The organism is Massilia scottii (assembly GCF_030846495.1).
Taxonomy (GTDB): domain Bacteria; phylum Pseudomonadota; class Gammaproteobacteria; order Burkholderiales; family Burkholderiaceae_D; genus Telluria_A; species Telluria_A violaceinigra.
This window is the reverse complement of sequence record NZ_JAVCWM010000002.1, coordinates 309,840-322,492: the sequence shown is the minus strand read 5'-3', so window position 1 is coordinate 322,492 and position 12,653 is coordinate 309,840. Positions and strand designations below refer to the sequence as shown.

The window sequence follows — 12,653 nt, the reverse complement described above, 5'->3', positions numbered from 1 at the left end:
GTATCCTGGCCATCGCCGGCCAGCACCCTTGCGTAGTCGCCAGTGGAGCAACCCACATAGACGCCGCAGGCCTTGTTGGACAACGAGCCTGGCGCGTAGCCTGCGCTCTCGATCGTTTTCCAGCATTCTTCCAGGAAGATGCGCTGCTGCGGATCGATCAGTTCCGCCTCCGCTGGCGAAATTCCGAAGAACAGCGAATCGAAGGTGTCGATATTGTCCATGAAGCCGCCCCACTTCGAATAGGAGGTGTGCGGGTGGCGCGGGTCCGGGTTGTACCAGTCCGGATAGGCGCTCCAACGTTCCGCGGGCACCTCGGTGACGCAATGCGTACCGGATTTGAGGTTCTCCCACAGCGCTTCGACGTTCTCGCTCATCGGATAACGGCACGACATGCCGATGATGGCGACCTTCTCTTCGGCCATGCCGACAACTGCCGGAGATGGCGACACGGTCGTTTGCTGCTCGATAGCCTTGCGCGCTACCCGGCGCAAGCTGATTGCATCGATGACGACAACCGCCTTACCGGCGCCATCGACCATCTCCACATAGAATTCAATCGCATCGCGCTCGATATTGCGCACTTCCGCATAGCAGCGGTAGTCAAGCCCATCGAGCGGGCCGTGCACCGCGATTTGACCTATCCGGTACGGAAGGAACTGGTCGTCGCTGGCGCCGAAGCGTTGGGCGGCAAGGTGCGCACCGTAGTTGATCACGGTGCACAGGGCGCCGTACAAGGCGAACGGATTCGCCGTGAACGCAAAATCGTGCCGTGCGACCTTGATCAGCCCCAGCGCTGCCGACTCGCCGAAGCGCAGCGATTGCAGCGGCGAGTAGTAAGTTCCGGCATTGGTCGCGATGTCGCCATGATCGAGCGTCTTTTCGACCGCGAATCCATCGTCGAAGCGGCTCGCCAGAGGTGCGGCCGCAATCGCGATGAAGCCCTGCATATGCAGCTTGTCGTTGCTGAAGTCAGGCGAGGTGCTCGACTTGACGAAGAACTGCAACTCGTCGCCAGCGCGCCGGATTACGACCTTGATGTGGTTCTTCCTGCCCTGCGCGCCCACCATCGGATTGACGATGACGAGGTTCTTCAGTGTCACCTCGGCGCAGGCGAAGTAGGTTTTGCAGGCTGCCAGAACGAGTTCAAGATAGGCGTCCGTCGGCAGCAGGTGCGCGCCGAAGACGACATGCTCCTTGAGCGAGACGTTGGTCGCCGGATCAATCGCCAGGCGCACTGAAAACTCGCCATCCGCGTCGAAATCGCCCTCGCCATCGCCGCAGTAGAAGTACAGGTCCTTGAACCGCCGGGTAAATTTCGGCTCGAAGCGGATCGCCGCCTGCCCGGCGACGCGAGCCGGCGGAGGCGCGATCACAGGAACGGACACCACCGGAGCGGTGACAGTCATTTCCCCGCCGAGGAAGGCGGCCAGCTCCTTGACGCTCGGGTAATCGTAGACGCGCGTCGCACCGATGCTGGTGCCGTACTGTTTATTGATGTTCTTAACCCACTCGACGCCGATAATCGAATCGAGACCGAGCTCGGTGAACGACTTGTTGACATCGATATCCGACGGCTGCATGAACAACGCTTCCGCGAGGCTGATCTTCAACTGCTGCTGCAGTCCGTCACGCGGGACTGGCGCTATCGCCGGCACCGCTAGCGGTTCTGCCGTGCCGAGCTGCGCCTGGAGAAAATCGGCCAGTTCGGTCACGCTCGGATAATCATAGACGCGTGTCGCCGATAGCGCCGTGCCAAACTGCTTGTTGACCGCCTTCATCCATTCGACGCCAATGATTGAATCGAGCCCCAGATCGGTGAACGACTTGCGCACATCCACATCGGAGGGGGTCATGAACAAGGCTTCCGCCAGACTCGTTTTGAGCTGCTGGCGCACCTGTTCGGCCGGAATGGATACGTCGCGCACTTGAACGACGGGCACCGGCAGCGTAATGACGGGGGCCGCAACCGGAGCGTCATCGACTGCGTCGATCCAGAAGCGCTCCTTGGCAAACGGATATCCGGGCAATCCCATCCGCCGTGGCGGGGTTTGGTGGAATCCGGTCCAGTCGAGCGCCATGCCCTTGACCCACAGCTCCGCCAGGCGAGGCAGTTCCTTCTTGGCGATCCACTTGCCGATCATGGCCTGGAAGTCGCTGTCCGCACTCATTGCCATCAGCGTGTCCTTGCTGCCGCTTACCTGGCCGCGATAGACCTGCGCACCATCGAACGCGGCGAGCGCCTTTTCAAGCTCGCCGACCGTGCCCGCAACGACAGCGGCACGGTCATTGCCCTCTTCCCGGCCCACTTGCAGGGTGTACGCCAGGCTGACGAGATCCAGGTCAGCACCGCTCTGTGCACGGATGAACGCCAGCAGATCGGCCGCCTTGCGCTGCAACTGCTCCGGCGAGCGCGCCGACAGCGGCACGATGACCGGCGCGCTGATCGCGGCGCTCTGGCGCGCGGCCACGTACTCCGCGACGACCACGTGCGCGTTGGTTCCGCTGAAGCCGAACGAGTTGATTGCGGCCCGCCGTGGGTCGCTGCCGTTGCGCTTCCACTCACGCAGCTGGTCGTTGACGAAGAATGGCGAGTCCTTCAGCGAGATATGCTTGTTCAATTTGCTGAAATTGATCGTCGGCGGCAGCTTCTCGTGCTTCAGCGCGAGCAGTACCTTGAGCAGGCCCGAGACGCCGGCCGCGGTCAGGCAGTGGCCGACATTGCTCTTCACCGAGCCCAGTGCGCAGTAGTCTTTGTTGGTGGTGAATCTGGCGAACGACGCCTTGAGACCCGCTACTTCGATCGGATCGCCCAGCGGCGTGCCGGTGCCATGCGCTTCGATCAGCCCAATGCCAGCCGGATCGATACCGAACTTGGTGTAGACATCGTTCTGCAATCGCGTCTGAGAATCGGCGTTGGGCGCGGTGATGCCATTGGTCTTGCCGTCCTGGTTGACGCCCCACCCTTCGATCACGCCGTAGATGCAGTCGCCGTCGCGCTCCGCATCGGCCAGGCGCTTGAGCATCACGACACCAACGCCTTCACCGTTTGCGATGCCGTTGGCGCGGTCGTCAAAGGTGAAGCAGCGGCCCTGCGGCGACAGCATGCCGACCTGGGACGTCATGATCTGCATCGACGGGCCGGCCATGACGTTCACGCCACCGGCAAGCGCAATGTCGCTGCCGCCCGAAACGAGGCTGTCGCAGGCGGTGGCAACCGCCACCAGCGACGACGAGCAAGCGGTATCGATTGGCAGGCTAGGTCCGTGCAGGTCCAGCAGATACGAGATACGCGCTGGGAGGATCGATGGCGACGCGCCCGTGAATCCCTGGCCACTGAGCCTTTCGCGGGTCGACAGTTGATGGTAGTCGCCCGCGTAGCATCCAGCGAACACGCCGCACTTGCTGCCGCCGAGCGATTTCGGGTTGTAGCCGGCATGTTCGATGCTGTGCCAGCAGGTTTGCAGGAACAGCCGCTGCTGCGGGTCCATGCTTTTGGCCTCGCGCGGCGAGATGTTGAAGAACGCCGCGTCGAACAGGTCGAATTCGCTGAGTGCGCCCATCCAGCGGCTGTAGGTCTTTCCGGGTGCGGCGTCGCCGGCCTGGAAGTACTGGTCGATATCGTAGCGGTGCTTCGGAATCTCGTCGATGCAGTCCCTGCCCTGCGCGATGTTCTGCCAGTACTCTTCCAGATTATTCGATTTGGCGAACTGGCCGGCCATGCCGATGATGGCGATTGTCTGCGCGTTCCGGACGGGAGGGACATCGGCCGCCTTTGCAAGGCTTGGCTGGCGCCACGATGTGAGCGTGGCCGGTGTCGTCGCCGCAGCTTGCACTGGAACCGCAACTACCGTGCCCGCACGCCCGGCTTCCCCGGCCACAAAACCGCTCAGTGCAGCCAGCGTCGGATAGCTGTACACCTTGATTGCCTCGATCGCGGTGCCGTAGGTGTCGTTGATTCTGCGGATCCATGTCACGCCGGTGATCGAATCGAGGCCAAGGTCGACAAACTGTTCGTCCTCCGATATCTCGTGCTCCTGCATGCGCAATTCGTGCGCCAGCATGGCCTTGAGATTGGCAGTCACCGTGCCGATGTCCGCTGCGCCGGCCGGTGCCGCTGCCGCAGTGGTGCGCTGTGCCGGCGTGTCGGTGCCGAAGCGGCTTTGGATGCGCGCCAGGGTGTCGGCCTGGCCGACAAACGTCAGTTCGTGCATCGCCAGTTCGCGCGAAAGCGTATCCGCCAGCGAGACTTGCTGCGCTTCGGACCAGTAGCGTTTGACCGCCACCAGATGCGAACGCGGACTTTGCGCGATGCGATGCGCCATTGCCAGTGCGGCAGGCAGCACCTGCTCGCGGGCCAGCGCCGGGTTGCGCATGCCCCGTTCCTTGAGTTCCCCGCCGGCGAATTCGCGGGCGGTCAGCAAGGTTTCGCGGGCCAGATCGTAGCCGATTTTGGCCGGGAACATCTGCGTCGAACCGGCGCCGGGAGTGAAGCCGTAACCCATGTAGGGGCTGACATAGCGGCTTTCGTCGCTGAACAGGGCAAAGTCGGCGTACATACCCATCGCCCAGCCGGCGCCAATGCCGTGGCCCTGCATCGCGGCGATGACCGGCACGGTGCACAGCAACGGGAGCTGGAACACCAGATTGTCGGTAAACTTGGCCCTGCCTTCGTGGATCGCCAGCAGCGTCTCCTGGGTGCCGCCGGACGAAAAGTAGTTGTCGTAGCCGGTCAACAGCACGACCTTGTACGCGCCGCTGGCCTCCACGTGCGCGAATACTTCGCGCATGCCGTCCGAAAAGGCATCCGAAAACATGTTCTTGGCGTCGCGGTCCGCCATGCGCACTTCGAGTACGCCGTCCGGATGCGCCGTGGCCGTGATGACTGTCGATGCGAGCCTGAGTGCCGTTTCAGGCGCAGCCACGTCGCGTTCATCAACGCTGAACGGGATCGCGGCATCGAGGAAGGCGGCGGTGCGCTGCTTCCATACCCCTAGTACAGCTGCCGGGAATGCAGCGATCGCCTCGGCGATCTTCAGGGCAGCGCCAAGTACCTGATCGGCGGGCACGACGTGAAGAACACCAAACTGCGCACGCAACTCGGCACCCGACGCTGCGGCGCCGGCCATCAGGAACTGCTTTGCCGCGTCGTTGCCGAGGCGCAGCGACGCCAGCGCAGGCAGATGGGGATTTTGCAGCGGTCCGGCGTAGCTACCCTGCTCGCTGTACACGCATGCGTCGCAGTATTGGGCGAGCAGCCAGCCGGCATCATTGGCGTCCCCGGCCAATGCCGCAACCACCGGCATGCCCGCACCAAACATCAAGTTTCTGATCGCCTCTTCGCTCGCTGGCGGAAGGAACTGTGGCAGATCGCTGGTAAGCACGACGCAGCGGCAGGCTGTCGCTTGCAGAACCTTGGCCAGTCCGTCCAGCAGGCCATCGACGCTGCGGATTGTCACGATCAATACACGGTCGCCGTGTAACGCAAGATGCAGGGCGTCGGATGGCGCTTCGAGCACGGTACTTTTTGCGGTGACTGGCGCGAACCAGGCATCGGCAACAGCGGGAAGTGCATGTACCGCACTGGTGATCGCGCGTGCAAGGTGCTTTTTCAGCAGGCGCAATGCGCTCTGCGACTTCGTCGCCAGATTGCCGGCCAATGCCCGCGCCACGCCTTCCACTGCATCGGCTGGCACGATCGGGCACGTCCAGCCCTTGGCTTTGAGGTCGGCGCCGGTGGCGTCAGCGCTCAGGTACAGGAAATCGTTCGCCTGTACACGACCGAAGCGTTCGATCAGCAGGTCCTCGGCGGCCGACGGGTACAAACCGCCGGCCGGCTGCGCGAAGGCATAGCATGCCGATTCGCTGCACACGACAAAGTCGCAGACGGCGGCCAGCAGGAAACCTGCGCCGGTTGTATCGCCCTGGGCGACTCCAATGACAGGGTACGGAAATTCGGCCACTGCCTTGTACAAGCCCGCATCGACGGCCTGCCGATGCTGCGCGAGGCCGCCGGTAAGAAATGATTGGGCGCCGCCTTCGATGGTCAGCGCTTTCGCCGTCGGCGCGTCCGCAACGGTGCGCATGGCGCGCAAAAGGTCGCCGATCAGCGCCGGCGACAGACCGCTTTCGGCAACCCGGATCGTAAAGATGCCGTCACCATGTTCGAACAGGCTGACCAGCGATTCGGATCGAGCCGGTGCTGGGGCATCGAACGCGGTTCCCGATAGCGAAATGCGCGGCTTGGCCACGTTGCGGTATGTGTCGGCCAAGGCGGCATCCGGCGTGCGCAAGGTGATGCTGCGCTTGGGCTTTTCCTGCAGCGGATTGTCGAAGCTGACCTGGACCAGCTGGACCGGCGACGGCGCCTGGGTAGCCGGCGCATCGATCCAGGCAGCGTGGCCCTGGCAGTGCACGACAGCGTCACTGTAAATCTCGAACGCCACTTGATCGCCGCGTTTGTCGAACAAGGCGATAGTGACCGGAACGCCACCGGCGTCAAGCGGCTGGACACAGGCGACATCGCTCAATTCCAGCGTCATCGATGCGGAAGCCGCAGGCATCGACCGTGCGATAGCGGCGCGCGCCATGTCCAGGCAGGTCTCGCGCGTCAACTGATGCTCGAATGTCGACGTATAACTCTGCTGCTTGAAGTCCGAGGTATTCGCGTGCAGCAGCGGATGCAGAGCGGATTGCAGTTTCGCCGCGCGCGGTGCAACCTCGACCCAATGGCGCTGACGCGCGAACGGGTACGTCGGCAGGCTGACCAGCGGCGGCTGTGTAGTATGGAAGCCGGCCCAATCGAGATCCGTCCCCTTGGTCCACTGGTCTGCCAGCGCCGCCATGGAAGAATGGTCCACAACAGCGATCCGGCCATCGACATACGCTTGCAGCCGCTCGACCAATGCGGCGGCCGAATCGGCGACGACAGCGAAGCGCTGGCTCATCGCTTCGCGTCCGGCGCCAAGGGTGTAGGCGATGGATGCCAGCGGCGGCGTACTGCCCTCGGCGCGCATGAACGCAAGCAGGTCGCGCGCTTTTTCACGCAGTTGATCGGCGGTGCGTGCCGACAGTGGGAAAATCATCATCGCATCCGGCTGCGCAGCTGCGGCGACCGGCACATACGCCTCCACGATCACATGCGCGTTCGAGCCTCCGGCGCCGAACGACGAAATGCCGGCGATGCGCGCCACCTGCCTGCCGTCCACCACCGGCTGCTCCCACGCGGTGAGCGCCTGGTTGACCACGAACGGCGTGCTGGCGAAATCGATATGGGGATTGAGGCGCGTGGAATGCAGCGACGGCACGACCTGCCTGTGCTTCATTTGCAGCAGGACCTTGGTCAGCCCAGCAATGCCCGCAGCAGCCTCGCAATGGCCGATATTCGATTTGGCCGATCCGATCAGGCAGAAGCCCGTGTCAGGGGTGCTCTCCTGGAACACCCGGCTGAGTGCCGCGATCTCGATCGGGTCGCCCAGTTTGGTGCCGGTGCCGTGCGCCTCGATGTAGCTGATATGGCGCGGCTCGACCCCGGCCTGCGCCAGCGCCTGCCGAATCGCGCTGGCCTGTGCCTGGGGATTGGGCACGGTGTAGCCGTTGGTCCGGCCGCCGTGGCTCAGCGCACTGGCGCGGATGATGCCGTAAATATGGTTGCCGTCGCGCTGGGCGTCCGCCAGCCGCTTGAGGACCACCACGCCGACGCCCTCGCCCGGAATATAGCCGTCCCCACCCTCGCCGAAACTCTGGCAATGGCCGTCGCCGGAGATGAACTGGCCGGCACTGAGCATCAGGTATTTGTTCGGGTGGATGGTGACGTTCACGCCACCGGCGATGCCCACCGGTGTGCGGCCAAGCTTCAGATCCTGACACGCGAGATGAATGGCCGTCAGCGACGACGAACACATGGTGTCCACGGCCATGCTCGGGCCGTGCAGGTTCAGCGCGTACGATACGCGATTGGCGATGCTCGCCAGGTTGCTGGCCATGCCCATGCGGTTGCCCTGCATGCTCGCTTCGGCGCCAAGCAGCTGGTATTCGCCGTACATCACGCCCGCGTACACACCGACCTGGCCCGGCAGGTCGCTGCCGTTCGGGCTTTGCAGCGAGGCGCGCGTGTAACCAGCGTCCTCGATCGCCATCCAGGCGTGCTCCAGGAACAGGCGTTCCTGCGGATCGATGGTTTCCGCTTCCAGCGGCGAGATATTGAAGAAGCGCGCGTCGAATTCGTCCACGCCTTCGATGAAGCCGCCCCATTTGCTGAAATGGTGGCCTTTTTTGGTACGGTCTTCGGTGTAGTAGTCGCGCCAGTTCCAGCGATCCTGCGGCACTTCGACGATGCAGTCCTTGCCGTCACGCAGATTGGCCCAGAAAGCGTGCAGGTCGCGCGCTTCCGGGTAGCGGCCGCTCAGGCCCACGATGGCGATGGCATCATGCTCGGGCGCCAGTGCTTTTTTAGCGGCGCGCTTGCGGATGCTGGACGTCGATTCCTGCACCGGCGCCACGCCCGGCGGGGGCGTTGCCACGCCCGAGAACAGCGCGGCCAGCGCCGGCGCGTGTGCCTTGACGAAGTAGCCCGCCAGTTCGCGGATGTTCAGGTACTCGAAGAACAGGGTTTTCGGCAGCGCGCCGAAGCTGTTTTCCAGCACGCGCGTCAGGTCCAGCGCCAGGATCGAATCGATGCCGTAGTCGCCAAGCGGTGCGCGCGAGTCGACTTTGCCCGCTGGGAGCTTCAGCAAGCCTGCCAGCTGCGTACACAGGAAGGCTTCGCATTGCTCCGATAGGCCGCCTACCACCATGGCCGGCGATCCCGGGTCCGCGCTTACCGGAGCGACGTGCAGCGCGGCACCAATGCCGAGAGTGCGCTGCATTGCGTTCAGGTTTCCTTCCATGACCACCGTGTGATCGACACCCAGCGCGAGGCTGCGGTAGAACATGCGCATACCGGTGCTTGACCGCATCGGATGGATGCCGGTCGCTTCGTGCAGCTGGTCGCTCGCAGCGGCGTCGATCTGCATGCCGCCGTCCTGCCACAGCGGCCAGCCGATTGCCACGGTTCTGCCGCGCCGGCGGCCGGCCGCAAATTCGTTCAGGAAGCCGTTGGCAGCCGCGTAATCGGCCTGGCCCAGGTTGCCCACGGCCGCCGTCAACGACGAGAACAGGACCAGGAAGTCAAGATCCAGGTCGCGCGTTGCGTGGTCCAGATGGACAGTACCGGCGACTTTCGGCCCAAGCACCTGGCGGAATTGCTGCGACGTTTTCTTGAGGATGAAGGCGTCGGCCGTCATGCCGGCACTATGAATGATGCCATTGAGCTGACCGTGCTCGGTGCGGACCGCTGTAATCAACGCGTCGACCTGCGCTGCATCTTCCAGATCGACCTGGCGATACTCGACTCGCGCGCCGCCTGCCTGGAGCGACGCCAGGACCGCCTGTTTATCGCCAAGCTCCCTCAGCGCGGCGCGGCCGGTGAGGACAATGGTCGCCGTCGCGCAGCAAGCCAGGATCTCCTTTGCGAACAGCACGCCCAGGCCACCAAGCCCGCCGGTGATCAGATACACGCCATGATCCTTGAACGGGCTTTCGGCGGGCGCCTCGTCGCTGAGGAAGCGCCATCCGGCCGTATGGCGGGCACCGCGTTCGTATTTGATCAGCGTGTCGTGCGGGTGGGCGCGTTCGGCCAGCAGCAAGGCTGCCAGATCGTCGGTACCCACTCCGGCATCGACCAGCACAATCTGCCCGGCGACCTGCGGATTCTCCAGCGTAGCCGTCTTGAACATGCCGGACAGGCCGGCGTGCACGGTGTTTTCTTCCGTGTTCGGCAGCACGAGCTGCAACAGCGTTTTCCCCTGCGGCTTGCTGTTGACGAGCGACTGGAGCTTGTCGAAACAGGCCAGCGCAAGGTCGGCATAGCGCGCGGCGACGTCTTTATCGGATTCCAGCGGCAGCAGCAGGCAGTCGCGCGCGATCTTGTCGGCGTCGACTTGCGGCAGGCCGCACAAGAGAACATGCTGCTCGGCGAGCGCCGCCTGGCCCTGCGTCACGTCGTTCTGCTGCCATTCGCGCGTGGCCAGCAGGCTGCCCAGCACTTCGCGGCCCAAGGGACGCGGCGAAAACCCGCGGATGCGCACGCACAGCTTGCCGTCGGCGTCGAGCATGTCGATGTCGAAGCTGGCCGCCTTGTCGCCGTCCGCGTGGCGCGCCCAGACCAGCACCTCGCTGGTGCATGGCGCGAGCAGCTGCACGCTGTCGATCGCGAACGGCACGATTGGCGCGCGTGGCGGGTTGGCGGGGTCGAACATCAGCACGGTGGCCGCTTGCAGGGCGCCGTCCATCAGGCTCGGATGCAGCACGTAGGCCGCGCCGCCCGCCTGCACGCTGGCCGGCAGGTTCAAACGCGCGAGCAAGGCCCGGTCGCCGCGCTCGATGCTGGCGATCGGCCGATGGGCCGGGCCGTATGCCAGTCCCATCTTCTCGAACGCGCCGTACAACGCGGTCCCGGACCAGTGGCCCTGTCCCATCGATTCCTTCAACTGCGCAGGATCGAAGCGTTCTGGCGTGGCGTCGGCGCTGAACTGGCACCAGCCCTGGCAGTGAATCTGGTCATCCGAGGTGTAGACCTCGAACTCGATGCGCTGGTCCGCCACGATGGCGATGTTGACCTGCGTGTCGGCGTCGACCGGGATGGGCCGCAGCCAGACGATATCGCGCAGCTCCAGCACGCTGGCATCGGCATGGACGGGGGCCGCCTGTTCGACGGCGGCGCGCGCCATTTCGAGGTAGGCAACCGCCGGCAGCACCTTCTGCAGTGCCGATGCACCCGGTTTGGTGCGCACCAGGTGGTCTTTGAGGAAGAATTCTTCGCCGTTGAACGTCGAGCTGTATTTTTGCTCGTTCAAATCGGACTCGTTCACGTGCAGCAGTGGATGCAGCATCGCCGCAGCCGGAGCGGTGCCAACTGGATCGATCCAACAGCGCTCCCTGGCGAACGCGTAGGTCGGCAGGCTGATGCGCTTGCGCTTGGCACTACCATTGAACGCAGGCCAGTCGATATCGGCGCCGCCTACCCATGAAGCGGCGAGTTCGCCTTCGGGCGGGCTGACTGGCTTGCCGTCGAGGAAAGCGGCCAGGCTCAGCTTGAGTTCGTCAACCGTGGCGACCGTGAATGCCGCACGCACGTCCATTGCTTCGCGTCCGGTCTGCAAGGTGTAGGCCAGGTCGGCCAGGTCAAGCACGCGGTCGGTTGCGAGAAAATCGGCCAGTTTCTGAACCTGGCTGCGCAGGCTGGCGGACGATTTGGCCGACAGCGGAACCACGACGGGGCCGCTGGCGGCTTTCTTCCCGGTGCGTTTCGGCGCAACGTAGTTCTCGATAATCACAAACGCATTGGTCCCGCCCACGCCCAGGCTGTTGACCGCGGCCCGCCGCGGCTTGCCGGCATCCATCCACTGCTGTACGTCGCCGTTGATAAAAAACGGCGTGGTGTCGAACTTGATGCGGGGATTCGGTGTCGAATAGTGTGCGGTCGGGGGAATGACGCCATGCTCGACCGCCAGCACCGCCTTGATGAAGCCGGCAATTCCTGCGGCAGCTTCGAGGTGGCCAATGTTGGCCTTCACGGCGCCGAGCGCGCAAAACGCCTTCTTGTCGGTCTGTTCCTTGAACGCGGCGGACAGGGCCTTGACCTCTTCCGGGTCGCCCATGAGCGTTCCGGTGCCGTGCGATTCGACGAAGCCGATGGAACCGGCCTCCACATCGGCTTTGGCCAGCGCCGCGCGCACGCAGGCGATTTGCCCCTTGGCGCTGCTGGCGGCATAGCTCATCTTGCCTTTGCCATCGTTCATGATGGCCGAGCCCTTGATGACGGCGTAAATATGGTCGCCGTCGGCAATCGCATCCGCCAGGCGCTTGACCAGTACCAGGCCCAGGCCGCTGCCGAAGACCACGCCATCGGCCGCCTCGTCAAACGCGCTGATTTTCCCCGAGCGCGAGAAAATGTAGCCTTCTTTATAGTGATACCCCTGCACGTGCGGCACCCGCACGGTAACGCCGCCGGCAAGCGCCATGGCGCATTCGCCGTTCAGCACGCTCTGGCAGGCCTGATGCAGCGCCACCAGCGAGGTCGAGCACGCGGTTTGCACCGTCATGCTCGGGCCGGTCAGGTTCAGCTTGTACGAAATATAGGTCGCAAGGAAATCCTTGTCGTTGCCCAGGTGCGTCGAGCCCGCCGTGATTTTCTTGAAGCGCTCGTCCACATTGACGAAATTGGCGAAATAGCTGGTCGTGACTCCGCCCGCGCCGGCAAATACGCCAATGTTCTGGGCTTCCTTACGGGCGTGGCCGGCATCTTCCAGCGTTTCCCACGCGCATTGCAGCAGCAGGCGGATCTGCGGATCCATCAGCTCCGCTTCCAGCGGCGATATCTTGAAGAAGCCGGGATCGAACATTTCCACATCATCCAGCAGCGCCGACGCTTTCACGTAGGCACTGTCGGCGATATCGCGCTCGGGCACGCCGGCGCTTCTCAGCTCTTCGTCGGATAGCGCGCGAATGCTCTCTTTTTTCGCGCAGATGTTCTTCCAGAACTCGGCAACACTATTGGCACCGGGGAATTTCCCCGACATCCCGATAACGGCAACACGTTGGTCCTTGATATTCAT

Annotated in this window: 1 protein-coding gene (only partly in view); it reads right to left on the bottom strand. The window is 63.7% G+C overall.

Annotation, left to right across the window (positions count from 1 at the left end):
• A protein-coding gene (locus RBA41_RS03625; RefSeq protein ID WP_306621124.1) for an SDR family NAD(P)-dependent oxidoreductase crosses the window boundary here: on the bottom strand, nt 1-12,653 show its 5' portion. 2,371 nt of this gene lie to the left of the window's left edge; the window shows 12,653 of its 15,024 coding nt (coding positions 1-12,653); it begins with the start codon at nt 12,651-12,653; its stop codon lies beyond the left edge, outside the window.